General features: G+C 70.6%; 12 protein-coding genes. 6 read left to right on the plus strand and 6 right to left on the minus strand.

Annotated elements, in window-relative coordinates:
- Positions 1-9 precede the first annotated feature (9 nt).
- Entirely contained in the window at positions 10-993 is a 984-nt protein-coding gene (locus ACQP06_RS26800) for a cyclase family protein (RefSeq protein ID WP_433667175.1), read from the minus strand.
- 94 nt (positions 994-1,087) lie between these two features.
- On the opposite strand from ACQP06_RS26800, the gene ACQP06_RS26805 reads away from it, so the two are divergent.
- Together ACQP06_RS26805 and ACQP06_RS26810 are read left to right on the plus strand one after the other, a co-directional pair.
- Positions 1,088-1,525, plus strand: a complete 438-nt coding sequence (locus ACQP06_RS26805) for a T6SS immunity protein Tdi1 domain-containing protein (protein ID WP_433667176.1) — start codon at positions 1,088-1,090, stop codon at positions 1,523-1,525.
- Between the two features lie 72 nt (positions 1,526-1,597).
- Positions 1,598-2,755: a lipase family protein gene (locus ACQP06_RS26810; protein WP_433667177.1), complete on the plus strand. Its 1,158-nt coding sequence runs from the start codon at positions 1,598-1,600 to the stop codon at positions 2,753-2,755.
- Positions 2,756-2,762: 7 nt separating this feature from the next.
- On the opposite strand, the gene hutI is transcribed toward ACQP06_RS26810, so the two are convergent.
- From hutI to hutH, 4 genes are read right to left on the minus strand one after another with little or no spacing between them, the layout of a single operon-like run.
- Positions 2,763-3,938 (minus strand): imidazolonepropionase, encoded by a 1,176-nt coding sequence (gene hutI, locus ACQP06_RS26815; RefSeq protein ID WP_433673439.1) that lies wholly within the window; start codon positions 3,936-3,938, stop codon positions 2,763-2,765.
- Positions 3,935-5,230 (minus strand): formimidoylglutamate deiminase, encoded by a 1,296-nt coding sequence (locus ACQP06_RS26820; protein WP_433667178.1) that lies wholly within the window; start codon positions 5,228-5,230, stop codon positions 3,935-3,937. The genes hutI and ACQP06_RS26820 overlap by 4 nt, the downstream gene beginning before the upstream one ends.
- 1 nt (position 5,231) lies before the next feature.
- A complete protein-coding gene (hutU, locus tag ACQP06_RS26825; RefSeq protein ID WP_433667179.1) occupies positions 5,232-6,881 on the minus strand; it encodes a urocanate hydratase in 1,650 nt (549 codons plus the stop codon).
- Positions 6,878-8,422, minus strand: coding sequence for a histidine ammonia-lyase (gene hutH, locus ACQP06_RS26830; RefSeq protein ID WP_433667180.1), 1,545 nt, complete (start codon positions 8,420-8,422; stop codon positions 6,878-6,880). Before hutH ends, hutU begins: the two co-directional genes overlap by 4 nt.
- Positions 8,423-8,517: 95 nt before the next feature.
- Here hutH and ACQP06_RS26835 point away from each other — a divergent pair, with 95 nt between their 5' ends.
- Both ACQP06_RS26835 and ACQP06_RS26840 read left to right on the plus strand, forming a co-directional pair.
- Positions 8,518-9,309 carry an SAM-dependent methyltransferase gene (locus tag ACQP06_RS26835; RefSeq protein WP_433667181.1) on the plus strand — a complete coding sequence of 264 codons (792 nt, stop codon included), beginning with the start codon at positions 8,518-8,520 and terminating at the stop codon, positions 9,307-9,309.
- A gap of 39 nt (positions 9,310-9,348) precedes the next feature.
- Entirely contained in the window at positions 9,349-10,362 is a 1,014-nt protein-coding gene (locus ACQP06_RS26840) for an alpha/beta hydrolase (RefSeq protein ID WP_433667182.1), read from the plus strand.
- A gap of 7 nt (positions 10,363-10,369) precedes the next feature.
- Here the strand turns inward: ACQP06_RS26840 and ACQP06_RS26845 are convergent, their stop codons facing one another.
- Entirely contained in the window at positions 10,370-11,410 is a 1,041-nt protein-coding gene (locus ACQP06_RS26845; protein ID WP_433667183.1) for a hypothetical protein, read from the minus strand.
- Positions 11,411-11,461: 51 nt separating this feature from the next.
- Between ACQP06_RS26845 and ACQP06_RS26850 the strand changes: the two genes are divergently transcribed.
- Entirely contained in the window at positions 11,462-11,593 is a 132-nt protein-coding gene (locus tag ACQP06_RS26850) for a hypothetical protein (RefSeq protein WP_433667184.1), read from the plus strand.
- Positions 11,594-11,652: 59 nt separating this feature from the next.
- Positions 11,653-15,342 carry an arabinosyltransferase domain-containing protein gene (locus tag ACQP06_RS26855; protein WP_433667185.1) on the plus strand — a complete coding sequence of 1,230 codons (3,690 nt, stop codon included), beginning with the start codon at positions 11,653-11,655 and terminating at the stop codon, positions 15,340-15,342.
- Positions 15,343-15,350 lie beyond the last annotated feature (8 nt).

Consider the following 15,350-nt stretch of genomic DNA (forward strand, 5'->3'; position numbering starts at 1 on the left):
CCGCCGGTCCTATTTGATGGCGATCGGGCTGATCGGGGTCCCCACCGCGCCGGGAATTCGCAATGCGGGCGCGCAGAGCAGGAAATCGTAGACGCCGTCCTCGGCGCAATCGCGGGACAGCGCTTCGAGATCCCAGATCTCGCCGAGCGGCATGCCCATGTCCCGCAGCGCGATCATGTGCAGCGGCATCATGACGCCGTCCTCGGGCCGGATCACCTCGACGGCCGGGTTGTCGGCGGCGACGGCGGCGATGTCGTGTTCGTGGAACCATTCCGCGCACCGCCAGCTCAGGCCGGGGCTGCCCGCGAACCATTCACCGTGCCTGCGGGTTTCGAGGAAGCGGGTCCACCAGCCAGTGCGCACCACCAGGATGTCGCCGGGCCGCAGCTCGACATCCTGGGCCTCGGCCACCGCGGCCAGTTCCTGCGGGCTGATGACGGTCGCGGCTTCGAGCCGGTCCACATTCCGGTGCCGGGCCACGTCCAGCAGGACGCCGCGGCCGACCACGCCGCCGCCCTCGGCGATCCGCTCGATGCCCAGCTCGGTCGCGCCGAAGCTGGTGACCGAACCAGCCGGGTACCCGTTGTAGAGCAGTCCGTCGTAGTACACGTGCGAGATGGCGTCCCATTGCGTGGACGATTGCAGCGGCATCATCAGGTAGTCGTCGTTGAAGCGCATCGGGCCGTGCCCGTACAGTCCGGCGACCTGGGCCTCGGTGGGTCCGCCCCAGCCTTCGAGGTAGCCCGCGAGCTCGGCGTCGCCGCCGTCGACGGACATCAGGTGGATGGGGTTGCGCCGATAACCGCTGGAACCCTGCGGCCCGTAGGCGTCGATGGGGATGCCGAGCTGGATGGTGCGGCCCCGCAGCGCCCGGGTGGCGGCGTAGGCGATGCGGTCCGGGGTGAGGTGATTCAGTGCCCCGAGCTGGTCGTCGTCGCCCCAGCGGCCCCAGTTGCGCACGCGCTCAGCGGCTTTGCGCCATTCCTCGGTCACCGGGCACCTCCATGTCGATCGGTCGCTCGATATCTACCCGGTGTGGCGGAGCCTGTCGAGTGAGAGTCCCGGTCGGTCTGGTTGGATGGGCGCGGTGACCAGCGTTCCCTTCCGCCTCATCGGCGACCTGCGTATGGACCGGGTGATGCCGGCATGGGCCGAGCAGTATCCGCCGTACGACACGGTGGTCGGCTACTCGGATCTGGGGCACGCGTTCCTGATGAGCAGCCGCACCGGCGAGTACGGCATCTTCGATCCGTACAGTCCCGGCGTCAAGGATTACGGCGTCTTCACCGAGGTCACCGATTTCGTCAGCCAGGTCCTGTTCGATCCGAGCGTCATCACCTACGTGCTGCAGCCGGGTCATGTCGCCGAGATCCGCCGGCGCCTCGGCCCGCTCGACGACGGCGAGGTCTACATCGCCACCCCGTATCCCTTCCTCGGCGGTTCCGAGACGCCGGACGCGTATCAGAAGGGCGGCGTCTGGGTGTTCTTCGATCTGGTGGCGCAGGCGCACGAACAGGATTCGTGAGCAAGCTCCCCGTCGCGGGGTCGCCCGGGCGGTATGGTCGGGTCGTTGCGCCGCCGAAAGGGAGTGATGGCCATGCCGATTCGTCGCGGGCTCACGGTCGCGGTCCGGCGGGCGGCACTGGCCGCGGGCACGGTGAGCGTCTGCGCCGCCCTCGCCGTGACGGCGGCGCCCGCGGTATCCGACACGGTCGATCTCGGTCACCTCACCGGAGTCGAATTGCTGGACAGCGCATGGTCTTTCGAGAAGGCGGCGATGACGCTGGGCTTCTCGTACTCGACCGTCGACCAGCGTGACCATCGGGCCGACGCGAGCGCCGCGCTGTACGTCCCGGCCGGGCTGCCACCCGAGGGCGGCTGGCCGCTGGTGGTGTGGGCGCACGGCACGATGGGGATCGGGAACGATTGCGCGCCGTCGCACCGGCCGCAGTCGGAGCGAAATCGCACCTATTTCAACGAGATTCTCGATCACGGCTATGCGGTGCTGGCTCCCGACTATCAGGGGTTGGGCACCGGCGGACGGTTCAGCTACTACAATTCCACGGTCGAGGGCCGTTCGCTGCTCGACGCGGTGACCGCACTGCGCGGGCTGCCGGTGCCGTTGGCCCGGCACTATGTCCTCGTCGGCCAGTCCGAGGGCGCGCACGCGGTCATGAGCGCCGCCGCGCTCTACGCCCGGAACGCCTCCGCCACACCGGGACTCACCGGCGTCATCGCCACCGGCCTGCGCACCGATCCGCCGAACAGCCTGCCGGAGATGTTCCGCCGCGGCTCGACCGGCTCGGCGAATCAGGTCGGGTACGCGGGCTACTACCTGGCCGCGCTGGAGGAGCTCGAGCCGGGCAGCGTCACGCCCTACCTGTCGGACTTCGGCAGGCGGTACGTGGAAAAGGCCGCCACCGAATGCCTTTCGACCCTGGTGGCCGCCGCCGAAGGCCGACGACCCGAGGCCCTGGTCGAGGACCCCGACAACCCCACCCCGACCTTCGAGTCCGCCATTCGATCCCTGGTCTCCTACCAGGAGGACATCGTCCCCGCCGATCTGATGATCGGGTACGGCACCGCCGACATCGACGTGCCCCCGGCCGCCACGCCCGCGTACGGCCCGAAGTTGCAGGCCCACAACCCGTGGGTCAAGGTCACCGTGACCGCCTACCCCGGCAAGGATCACAGCGGCGCCTTCCTCGCCTCGCTGCCCGACGCGCTGGCATTCCTCGGCACCCACCTGCCCTGAGCGGCGGCTAGCCGGGCAGCACCTGTTCGCCGCGCTGCCAGACCGACCAGGTCAGCGGGACGCCGGGGCGGTACGCGAGGTGGATGGCCGACGGGGCGTCGAGAATGTGGAGGTCGGCCGCGGAGTCCGGGCGCAGCACTCCCACCGCTCCGGGCGCCGACAGATCGTGGGCGAGCGCTAGTGCGCCACCAGCGGTCGCTGCCCAGATCGCCTCGGCAATAGTCAGATTCATCTGGAGAACGGCGGTGGCCACGCAGTACGCCATGGAGGTCGTATAGGAGCTGCCGGGGTTGGCGTTCGTGGCGAGCGCGATCCGGGCGCCGGCGTCCAGCAGGCGGCGAGCCGGTGCGAGCGGCTGGCGAGTGGAGAGGTCACACGCGGGCAGCACGGTGGCGACGGTGGTGGATTCGGCCAACGCGTCGACATCGGCGTCGGTCAGGTGGGTGCAGTGGTCGACACTGGCCGCGCCGTGCTCGACGGCCAGCCGGACACCCGGCCCCGGGCCCAGTTGATTGCCGTGGACCCGAAGACCGAGGCCGCGAGCGCGGCCCGCCGTCAGCACCCGGGCCGCCTGATCGGCGTCGAAAGCGCCTGTCTCACAGAAGACGTCGGTCCAGCGGACGTAGGGCGCGACCGCGTCGAGCATGGGTCCGCAGACCAGGTCCAGGTACTCGTCGGCGGACAGTTCGGGCGGGACCACGTGCGCGCCCAGGAAGGTGACCTCGTCGGCGACGTCGGCGGCCACCATGGCACAGCGCTGTTCGTCGGCGACGGTGAGGCCGTAACCGGTCTTGGTCTCCAGGTAGGTGGTGCCCTGCCGCAGGGCTTCGGCCCGCAAGCGGCGCAGGTTCGCGGCCAGGGTGGCATCGCTCGCCGCGCGGGTGGCTTCGACCGTGGTGCGAATACCGCCCGCGGAGTAGGGGATTCCGCTCATCCGGGCGCCGAACTCGGCGGTGCGATCCCCCGCGAACACCAGGTGGGTGTGGCTGTCCACCCACCCGGGCAGTACGGCCCGGCCGCCGGCCTCCACGTGGTGATCGGCGGCCGGAGCCGACGCGGTGGGGCCGATCCAGCGCACGAGGTCGTCCTCGATCACCAGGGCCGCGTCACGCAGGACGCCGTACTCCGCCGTATTGGTGGTGAGTTCGCCGATGCCGGTGATGACCGTGGCCGCCGGGTTCATCGCCATAGTGCTCCGATCTCGGTGTCGAGGGCCGCGGCGACATCGCCGAGGGTGCCGTGCACGCGATCGCGGACCACCCAGCGGCCCGCGACCATGACGTCGGTGACGTCGGATGCCGTGGCCGCGAACAGGATTCCGTCCCCGGCCACGCCCGCGGTGCGCGGTGACGCCGTGTCCACGCACACCAGGTCGGCGTCCCGGCCGGGCGCGATCACACCCGGGCCGGTCCATCCCGAGGCGGCGTGCGCGGTGGCGGCGGACAGCAGTTCTCCGGCCCCGAATCGTCCCCGCTCGCGGCTGCCGAGCCGTTCGCGCATTTCCAGGGCCCGCGCCTCGAACCAGGGATCGATGACCGACTGCCCGTCGCTGCCGAGCGCCAGCCGCACCCCGGCATCGGCGAGCGCCCGGGCGGGCCCGATGCCGTCGCCGAGATCGGCTTCCGTACTGGGGCACAGGCACGTCCAGCACTCCCCGAGCGCGGTGATATCGCCGGGCGTCAGGTGGGTGGCGTGCACGGCGACCGTGCGCGGGCCGAGCGCTCCGGCGGCCGCCAGCAGTTCGGTGGGCGTGCAGCCGTGGACGGCGAGGCATTCCTCGTTCTCCCGCGGCTGCTCGGACAGGTGGACCTGCAGGGGCCGGTCCCGCGCGCCGCGCACCACGGTGGGCAGCTGATCCACGGGGACCGCCCGCACCGAGTGGATCGCCGCCCCGACTTGAACCAATCCCTCTGCCGGGGAGAAGGACTCGAGCCGCTGCGCCCACCCGTCGGCATCACCGTCGTCGAACCGCTGCTGCACGCCGGTCGTCGGTTGACCGAAACCCCCTGCCAGATAACACGTGTCGAGCAGCGTCAGCCGGATCCCGGCATCGGCGGCCGCCGCGACCAGCGCGTGCGAGAACTCGTTGGAGTCGGCGTACCGCTGCCCGTGCGCCGCGTGATGCAGGTAGTGGAACTCCGCGACGCTGGTGTAGCCCGCGAGCACCATCTCGGCGTACACCGCGCGCGCCAGCCGGTAATAGGAGTCCGGTTCCAGGCGTCCGGCCACCGCGTACATGCGCTCCCGCCAGGTCCAGAAGGTGCCCCGCGCGGACTGCGCCCGTCCGCGCAGGGCCCGGTGGAAGGCGTGCGAGTGCGCATTGGCGAACCCCGGCACGACCATGCCGGGCAGCCTGGTCCCACAGGCCCGCTCACCACTGGCCACCGCCACGATGACGCCCTCCGCGACATCGATGCGCACCCCCGCCGCCACCCCCGACGGGAGCCACGCGTGCTCGCACCAGTAGCTGGTCAATTCACTCCTCCCCCATCGGAATCCGGACGCCCTTCGCCCGCGCGACGGCGTCGGCCTCCGGGTATCCGGCGTCGACGTGCCGGAACACCCCCATGGCCGGGTCATTGGTGAGCACCCGCTCGAGTTTCTGCGCGGCCAGCGGCGTCCCGTCCGCGACGGTCACCTGTCCGGCGTGGATGGAGCGCCCCATGCCGACTCCGCCGCCGTGGTGGATGGACACCCAGCTGGCCCCGGAGGCCGTGTTGACGAGGGCGTTGAGCAGCGGCCAGTCGGCGATGGCGTCGGATCCGTCGGCCATGCCCTCGGTTTCGCGGTACGGCGAGGCGACCGACCCGCAGTCGAGGTGGTCGCGGCCGATCACCAGCGGCGCGCCGACCGTCCCGTCCGCGACCAGTTCGTTGAAGCGCAGTCCGGCGGCCTGCCGTTCGCCGTAGCCGAGCCAGCAGATGCGGGCGGGCAGGCCCTGGAAGGCGACCCGGTCGCGGGCCAGCCGGATCCAGCGGGCCAGGGATTCCTGTTCCGGGAACAGGTCGAGGACGGCCCGATCGGTGGCGGCGATATCGGCCGGGTCGCCGGAGAGCGCGACCCACCGGAACGGCCCCTTGCCCTCGCAGAACAGCGGCCGGATGTAGGCGGGCACGAAGCCGGGGAAGTCGAAGGCCCGCTCGTACCCGGCCAGTTTCGCCTCGCCGCGAATCGAGTTGCCGTAGTCGAAGACCTCCGCGCCCCGGTCCAGGAACCCGACCATGGCGCCCACGTGGATGGCCATGGATTCCCGTGCGCGGCGGGTGAATTCGTCGGGTTTGCGGCCCGCGTAGTCGTCCCAGTCCTCGACGGTGACGCCGATCGGCAGATAGGTCAGGGGATCGTGGGCCGAGGTCTGGTCGGTGACGATGTCCACCGGGACCTCCCGGCGCAGTAGTTCCGGCAGTACCTCGGCGGCATTGCCGATGAGCCCCACCGACAGTGGCCGCCGCGCGGCCTTGGCGGCGAGCACCCGGGTCAGGGCGTCGTCGATGTCGTCGGCGATCTCGTCGAGGTAGCGGGTCTCGACCCGCCGCCGGGCATGGCGCGGATCGCATTCGACGCACAGCGCCACCCCGCCGTTCATGGTGACGGCCAGCGGTTGCGCGCCGCCCATGCCGCCCAGACCGGCGGTCAGGGTGAGGGTTCCGGCGAGGGTGCCGCCGAAGCGTTTGGCCGCCACCGCCGCGAAGGTCTCGTAGGTGCCCTGCAGGATGCCCTGGGTGCCGATGTAGATCCAGGATCCGGCGGTCATCTGCCCGTACATGGTCAGCCCGGCCGCTTCCAGCCGCCGGAATTCCGGCCAGTTCGCCCAGTCCGGCACCAGATTCGAGTTGGCGATGAGGACCCGGGGCGCCCATTCGTGGGTGCGCAGCACACCAACCGGCTTGCCGGACTGCACCAGCAGCGTCTCGTCGGCGCGCAGGTCGACGAGGGTGCGGGCGATGGCGTCGAAGCAGCGCCAGTCGCGGGCGGCTTTGCCGGTGCCGCCGTAGACGACCAGGTCGCCGGGCCGTTCGGCCACCTCGGGGTCCAGGTTGTTGTGCAGCATCCGCCAGGCCGCCTCGGTTTGCCAGGTGCGGGCGGTGAGGGCGCTGCCGCGGGCGGCGCGAACCGTTCTGGTCATGACGAAACCCCTTGCCCGAGCAGGTGATCCATCGCTCCTGAATGCAGGAGGTCGGTGACGGCGGCGATATCGGGTGCGAGATGGCGATCGGGTCCGGGACCGGGCACCCGGGTGCGGACCAGGTCCCGCAGTGCGCCGGTCACCGGGGCGGGCCGCAGTGGCGCGCGGAAGTCCAAGGCCCGTGCGGCGGTGAGCAGTTCGATGGTCAGCACGGTCGTCAGCCCGTCCACCGCGCGGCGCAGTTTGCGGGCCGCCGACCACCCCATGGACACGTGGTCCTCCTGCATGGCGCTGGAGGGTATGGAGTCCACGGACGCCGGGACCGCGCACCGCTTCAGCTCCGACACCGCCCCGGCCTGCGTGTACTGCGCGATCATGTACCCGGAGTCGACCCCCGGATCGGCCGCCAGGAACGCGGGCAGCCCGTGCGAGCGGTGCACGTCGAGCATCCGATCGGTGCGCCGTTCGGCGATCCCGGCCACGTCGGCGACGGCGATGGCCAGGAAGTCGAGCACATAGCCCACCGGCGCCCCGTGGAAGTTGCCGTTGGACTCCACCCGGCCGTCGGCCAGCACCACGGGATTGTCGATGGCGGAGGCCAATTCGCGTTCGGCGACGGTCTCGGCGTGGGTGAGGGTGTCGCGGGCCGCGCCGTGCACCTGCGGCGCGCACCGCAGCGAATAGGCGTCCTGCACACGCGGGCAGTCCTCCCCGCGATGGCTGGCCACGATCTCCGATCCGGCCAGCGCCGTCCGCATGCGCCCGGCCGACACCGCCTGCCCGGGATGCGGGCGCAGGGCCTGGAGGTCGGCGGCGAAGACGCGGTCGGTGCCCAGCAGCGCCTCCACGCTCATGGCCGCGGTGAGGTCGGCCAGGTCGAAGAGCCGGTGCAGGTCCTCGATGGCCAGCACCAGCATGCCGAGCATGCCGTCGGTGCCATTGGTGAGGGCCAGACCTTCCTTCTCCGCCAAGGTGATCGGGGTCAGCCCGTGCTCGGCCAGCGCGGGCGCGATGGGTCGCGCGCCGTCGGGGCCGAGCACCGAGCCCTCGCCCATGAGCGCCAGCGCGACCGCGGCCAGCGGGGCGAGATCGCCCGAGCAGCCCAGCGAACCGTATTCCGGCACCACCGGAATCAGTCCGCTGTCCAGTAGCGCGGCCAGTGCGCGGGCGGTCTCGGGCCGGACGCCGGTGTGCCCGGACAGCAAGGTGCGCAGCCGCAGCAGCATCATGGCGCGCACCACCTCGGGTTCGACGGGCGCTCCCGCCCCGGCGGCGTGTGAGCGAATCAGCGAGCGCTGCAGATCGGTTCGCCGATCCGCCGGAATGTGCCGCAGGGCCAGGGCCCCGAATCCGGTGGACACCCCGTAGACGGGCCGGTCGCTGTGCGCCAGCTCGTCGATGTCGCGGCGCCTGCGTTCCAGGTCCGCCAGTGCCCGCGCGTCGACGTCCACCCACGCGTGGTGACGGGCCACCGCCACCACCGCCGCCCGCGTCAGGGGCCCCGCTCCCACCGGTACCCGCTCGGTTCCGATTCGCGTCATGGGCACCATTCTGGCGGCTTGCGGGTAAGCTGCGCGTTTCCCTCTGGCGCGCGCCGCCGATTGTTACCATCGGCGTGGATGTCGAGGGAGGTGTGGTGTCCGAGAACAATCGAGCACCGGTTGGCGTGGACCCGTTCCGGCCCAACCCTGCTCGGGTGTACAACTACATGCTCGGCGGCAAGGACAATTACGACGCCGATCGCGAATACGGCGATCGGATGCTCGAAGTGGCGCCCGATACCCGGGTGACCGCCTGGCACAGCCGGCGTTTCCTGCTGCATGGCGTCGAGGTGGCCGCCGACGCGGGCATCCGCCAGTTCGTGGATATCGGCGCGGGCATTCCGATCTCGCCGAATGTGCACGAGGTGGCGCAGGAGATCGAGCCCACCTCGATCGTGGCGTCCATCGATTTCGATCCCGTGGTGTACGCCCACAGCAATGCGTTGCTGACCGGCGCGCCGGGGGTGACGCCGATCCTCGCCGACATTCGTGAGCCGGACAAGATTCTCGAATTGGCGCGTTTCGAAGCCGGAATCGACTTCTCGCAGCCGGTCGCCTTCCTCATCGTCGGCGTGCTGCATTTCGTCATGGACGACGAGAAGCCGTTCGAGGCGGTGGCCCGTCTACGCGAGGCCATGGCCCCGGGCAGCCTGCTCGTCATCCAGCACGCCTCCACCAATACCCATCCGTTCTTCAAGAACGCGGCCTCCACCAATGCCGCGAACAGCCCCGCCCAGCCCGATTTCCGCCCGCCGGAACGCGTGGCGGGGTTCTTCGAGGGCCTGGAGATGCTGTCCCCCGGTCTGGTCGCCGCCAATGAGTGGCTGGCGGTCGACCCGGGCCCGACCAGTCTCGTCGTCCTCTGCGGAATCGGCCGGAAGAACTGATCCGCAGCACATTCCGATCGCCGGAAGGGAATCACTCACGTGCACTCCAAGTTCCGGGCGCTGGCCGTGAGCGCCGCCGTGACGCTGTTGTGCTTCACCCCGGGCATCGCCCAGGCCGACGACTCGACGCCCGGCCGGTGCCAGGACGTCAGCTTCCCGGTGCCGCAGGGCACGCTGTCGGGGACGCTGTGCCTGCCCGACGGGCCCACCGACGCGGTCATGGTCCTGATGTCGGGCTCCAACTACAACCACGTCTACTGGGACTTCCCGTATCAGCCGGAGACCTACAACTTCCGGCAGGCCATGAACAAGGCCGGATACGCGACGCTGGTCGCCGACCGGCTCGGGAACGGCGCGAGCAGCCGGCCACCCAGCCTCTCGCTGACGGCCACCGCCACCGCCGACGCCCTGCACGTCATGGTGCGGTCGCTGCGCGCCGGACTCGCGGGCAATGCCCCCTTCGCCAAGGTGGTCACGGTCGGGCACTCGCTCACCTCCAGCACCTCGATCATGGAGGCCATCGGCTATCACGATGTGGACGGCGTGGTGCTCACCGGCTACTCGCACACGCTCAGCGTCCCCGATGTGCTGGGGGTGATCAGCAGCTACTACCCGGCCGTCGAGGATCCCGGATTCGCCGGGCGCGGTTACGATTCCACGTATCTGGTCACCCGCCCCGGAGCCCGCGCCGCCGATTTCTACGGCCTGAACCCGGACCCGAACGTGGTCGCCCTGGACGAGGCCACCAAGGAGACCTTCTCCCTCACCGAGTATCCCGACGGCCTGCTCGCCACCCTGCCCGGCGAGTCCAGCCTGATGACGGCACCGGTGCTACTGGTGGACGGCAGCCGTGACCGCATGGTCTGCGGGCCGGGCTTCGGTGTCTGCGCCGACAGCGCCACCCTCCAGGCCGCCGAGAATCCCTACTTCTCACCGGCCGCGAAATTGCGCGCCTACGTGCTGCCCGACAGTGGCCACGCCATCAACCTGGCCCCGAACACCCGCGACTATCACGCGGTCGTGGTCGATTGGATGAAGTCGGTCGTCGGCTGAGATCGAATCAACCTGCGGCGGCGAGGAAGTCTGCGCGGGTGATCAGAGTATCGGCGATCGGACGCGGTCGACGACCCAGGCCGCACGCACTGGCCACCCCGTCGACCGGACGACCCAGCGCGCTCTCGACGAGGCGCAGCGTCTCGATTTGCTCTGCCTCGGTGGGGCTTTCGTGGACGAGCCCGGCGTAGAAGCGGGTGCCGGCAGGCAGGTCCAGAGCCGCGAGAGGCGCGTAGAAGGCTGGATCCGCGGAGGGCGCGATGTCCCCGGCCGCCAGCGGGCCATGGATGAACTCCAGGGTTCTGCCCGAAGGCCACTGCTGGGCAATCGAATTCGCCAGCGCCACCAGCGGTCTGGTGTCCCGCAGGGTCGTCCGCGCCTTGTTGTTCATGCTGCCCAGGCATAAGTGGACACCGATGCGGGTCCCCGACGGTGTCGCCGCGGCCATCTCGGCGATGCCGCGGCCCAGGCCGACCGCCGCGTCCACCTGCCGGTGCAGGGGTTGGGTCGTGGCCATCAACACCGTCTCGGCGGTCGCCTCGAACTGCACGACCACGTCCTCACCGGCCAATGCGCGAATAGCTTCGACATCGCGAATACTGGCGTCCTGGAACGCTTTCCGGTGCCTGCGCACCCCACACCGGCCCATGGCGATGAACGCCAGGGTGAAGGCGGTGGGCATCCCGATCTGCAGCGACAGTTCGGGCAGATCCCGTTCCGCGCGCAGTGCCCGGAAGATCGGCAGCGCCTCCTCGGCCTCGGCCAGGTACCCCAGTTCCATCATGTCGCCGGTCAGCTCGACGCCCCGGGCCGCACGGTGGATGGTGCGTTCGTGACTGGAGAGCCAGGTGCCGCTCTTCTTCACCTCCAGCGCACCCTGGGCGACCAGGTCGTCGATGATGGGCTGGATGTACCACTCGTAGCGCCGGGTCTCGCCGGTGGGCAGGGCGCGTAGCCGCGAGCCCGCACCGTCCAGCATCGCCCGCATCGCATCGCCGGTGCTCTCGGCCGGAAAGCTCCCGACGAAGTGCACATTTCGCGCGCCCATACCGTGCATCGTAGATCTCCGGTCACGTTCCGAATGGGTAGGTCGCGGATCTTGGTGTGGAGTCTCGTCATTCGCCAGAAGATGGCCGGAATCGACAGCGGCCACGCCGTCAATCCGGCCCCGAATACCGGCGGCTACCACGCCGTGGTCCTGGACTGGATGCGGTCGATCGTCGGCCACTGAACGAGGGCCGCGGAAATCCGCGATGAGATTTGCGGACGCGATGGCTAGCATCGGCGTTCGTGCGTTCAGTTTCCGGGGGAAGTTTTCACATTCGACTGATCGCCCTCATGGCGGGGGTGCTCGGTGTTCTGCTGGCGGTGCTGGTGCCGCTGCTGCCGGTCCAGCAGGATCGGGCGAGTATCGATTGGCGACCGGCGCAGGCGATTCAGCTGACCGCGCCGCTGGTGGACTATGTGCCGCACACGCTGGATCTCCGGGTGCCGTGCGCGGCGCTGCGGGAACTGCCCAGCGGCACGGTGCTGTCGACGGTGCCGACCCAGGCCCCGGGCGGGGCCGCCAAGGGGTTGATCGCGCGGATCGAGGAGCTGCCGGGCAGCGGGCGCACGTTGTCCGTGACGCTGCGCGACAAGCCGCTGATCACGGCGTCGGTGTTCCAAATGACGGGCGTCGGAACAGCTTCCGAGACCGCGGTCACCACCCCCTCCGGCGTCACGCCGCAAGCCGTCCCGCCCGCACCGGGTTCGACCCCTGCGGCGGTCCCGCCGACCACGGCGAGCGTTCCGCCCGCCGGTGCCAAGCTGCCCCAGGGCGGGACGACGCCCACCGGCCCCGCTCCGTCCGACGGTCCGACTCCGCCCGCGGGCGGCACACCGCCTGCCGGATCGCCGCCGACGGGCCCCACACCACCGGCGGGTCAGACCCCACCGGGAGGCCCGACTCCGCCTGCCGGACTCACACCGCCGACCGGGCCGACTCCGCCCGCGGGCACCACTCCCCCGGCAGGATCCGCACCGGCCGCCGACGCACCGCTGCCGCCTGCCGGTTCCGGAAGCGGCACTGAGCCCGGACCTGGTTCCGGCGCCGGCTCGACTCCGAATATCGTGCCGCACAACGGTTGCGATGCTCTGGTCGTGCACTCGACGGCGAGCGTTACGACCGCCGAGCTGACCGGACTCGGGACCCCGGAAGGTAAGCCGTTCCGGTCCACGGTGACCGAGGATATTCGCCCGCAGATCGTGGGCGTGTACACCGATCTGGATCAGGCTCGCCTGGGTGATGCCACGCTGCACGCCGAGGTGGACGCGCGGTTCTCGTCACGGCCGAGCGCGTGGAAGCTGGCGGCCATGGCGGGTGCGGGATTGTGCACGCTGGTGCCGCTGGTCTGCCTGTACTTCCTCGACGCCGCCGACAGTCGGCGCAGGCGGCGGTTCCTGCCCGCGCGGTGGTGGCGGTTCACCGGCACCGACGCCGCGGTGCTCGCGACGCTGGGCGTCTGGCACGTGATCGGGGCCAATACCTCCGATGACGGCTACATCCTCACCATGGCCCGGGTGTCGAAGCACGCGGGCTACACCGCGAACTACTACCGCTGGTACGGAGTGGCCGAGGCGCCGTTCGGGTGGCCGTACGAACTGCTGGCGCAGATGACCCGGATCAGTGACGCGAGCGTCTGGCTGCGATTGCCCGCCCTGCTGGCCGGGGTGCTGTGCTGGTGGGTGATCAGCCGGGAAGTCCTGCCGCGCTTGGGTTCCCGGGTGCGGTCGGCGGGACCGCGCTGGACGGCGGCACTGGTGTTCCTGGCCCTGTGGCTGCCGTACAACAACGGCCTGCGTCCCGAACCGTTCATCGCCCTGGGCGCGCTGTTGACCTGGTGTTCCATCGAGCGGGCCATCGCGACGCGCCGGCTGCTGCCCGCCGCGGTGGCGGTCCTGATCGCGGCGTTCTCCCTGGCTGCGGGTCCGTCCGGATTGATCTGCCTGGCAGCGCTGTTCGCCGGTTCCCGGCGGGTGCTGTTCGTGCCGGCCGCCCAGGTCCGGGCCACCTCCGGCGGGTTGCTCGGCTATCTCGCGCGCATCGCCCCGGTGCTCACCGCGGGCACCCTGGTGCTGACGGTCGTCTTCGCCGATCAGACGCTGGCGTCGGTCGCCGAGGCCACCCGGGTGCGAAAACTGGTGGGCCCCGACTTCTCCTGGCCGGATGAGCCGACCCGCTGGATCTCACTGCTCTCGCTGACCCCGGACGGTTCCCTGTCCCGCCGCTTCGGTGTGCTCGCCATGCTGCTGTGCCTGGCCGTCTGCCTGGCGGTGGCGCTCCGCAAGGGCGGCCGGATTCCGGACACCGCGCGCGGCCCGGTGGCCCGGGTGCTCGGCATCGCCGTGATGTCGCCGCTGCTCATGGCTTTCACCCCGACCAAATGGACCCACCACTTCGGCGTCTACGCCGGTCTGGCGGGGGCGCTGGCCGCGGTGACGGCGGTCGCGGTGGGCGGCAACGGGATTCGGCTACCGTACTTGCGCACCCTGTTCGCGGCGGCGGTCCTGTTCCTGGTGGCGTTCAGCTTCACCGGCTCCAACGGCTGGTGGTACGTCTCCGGTTACGGCGTGCGCTGGCCCGATCGCGCACCGCTGGCGGGCGGCGTCGGAATCGCCTCGCTGATCTTCGGACTGGGTGCGCTGTGCCTGGCCGTGGCCGCCTGGCAGTACTATCGCGAACCCTATCGATCGGGCGGAAACATCAGGGCCGCCACACCTTTCGACCGGATCGCCATCCGGCCGCTGACCATCGCCGCCGCCGTGCTCGTGGCCTTCGAAGTGGCGACCATGGCTTCCGCCGCCTGGTCTCAATACCCGGCGTACTCCGTCGCGCTGTCGAATATCCGCGCGCTGGAGGGCAAACCGTGCGCGATGGCCGACGACGTGCTGGTGGAGACCGCGACGGCGGACTCGGTCCTCCAGCCGTACACGGGCGCGCCGGCGGATGGACTCGCCGCCGACAACACCGGATTCACCGCCAATGGCGTCGGAGACCTTGCCCCTGAAGGCGGCCCGGGCGGCGGTACCGGCAGCGGCGGCAAGCCGTCCGCTCCCCCGCCCGGCGGCGGCCCGACCGACAAACCGAAGTCCGATCCCGGCATCAACGGCAGCACCGTCGCCCTGCCCTACGGCCTGGATCCCAAACGCACACCGGTGCTGGGCGACTACACCGCCGATCACCCCCGGCCGAGCCGTCTGACGACCCAGTGGTATCGGCTGGATCTGAATGCGGCACAGCAGGACTCGGCCTTCAAGGCCCTGATCCTGACCGTCGCCGGTCACATCGCGGGCGAGCAGCAGGGCCACCGGGTCGACGGAGCCGCCCTCCGTGTGGAGTTCGCGCACCGCGCCGACGACGGCACCCTTCAGCCCCGCGGCGATCTGACCCCGCCCACGGTCGGCGGCGCACCCGGATGGCGCAACCTGCCTATCCCCCTGGACCGAATCCCGTCCGGCGCCAATGCTGTTCGCCTGGTCGCCACCGCGGACGATCCCACCGGCAAGCAGTGGCTGGCCGTCACGCCGCCCCGCCTGCCGCGCCTGGCCACCTTGGACGCGGTGGTCGGCCACGACGCCCCGGTGCTGACGGATTTCCATGTCGGCCTGGCCTTCCCATGTCAGCACCCGTTCGATCACCGCGACGGCGTCGCCCAGCTCCCGGCCTGGCGCATCCTGCCCGACAAGCTCAATGCCCAGGTCGCCACCACCTGGCAGGGCGATTCGGGTGGCGGCCCGCTGGGCTGGTCGGATCTGCTGGTGCGTTCCGAGCCCGTCCCCGCCTACCTGGACCACGACTGGACCCGTGACTGGGGCGAACTCCAGCGCCTCACCCCGTACGTCGACGCCCCCGCCGCCCCGGTCACCGTGCGGGTGGAGAACCGCTGGGGCTGGGCCGATGACGACCCCATCCGCGCCGACCCGGCTCGGACCCCGTAGCCGGACGG

The organism is Nocardia sp. CA-136227, assembly GCF_050955695.1.
Taxonomy (GTDB): domain Bacteria; phylum Actinomycetota; class Actinomycetes; order Mycobacteriales; family Mycobacteriaceae; genus Nocardia.

Bases quoted from the DNA above. Each gene is read 5' to 3' on its own strand.
- ACQP06_RS26810 (WP_433667177.1), top strand. From the start codon at position 1,598: ATGCCGATTCGTCGCGGGCTCACGGTCGCGGTCCGGCGGGCGGCACTG.
- hutI (WP_433673439.1), bottom strand. From the start codon at position 3,938: ATGAACCCGGCGGCCACGGTCATCACCGGCATCGGCGAACTCACCACC.
- hutU (WP_433667179.1), bottom strand. From the start codon at position 6,881: ATGACCAGAACGGTTCGCGCCGCCCGCGGCAGCGCCCTCACCGCCCGC.
- hutH (WP_433667180.1), bottom strand. From the start codon at position 8,422: ATGACGCGAATCGGAACCGAGCGGGTACCGGTGGGAGCGGGGCCCCTG.
- ACQP06_RS26845 (WP_433667183.1), bottom strand. From the start codon at position 11,410: ATGGGCGCGCGAAATGTGCACTTCGTCGGGAGCTTTCCGGCCGAGAGC.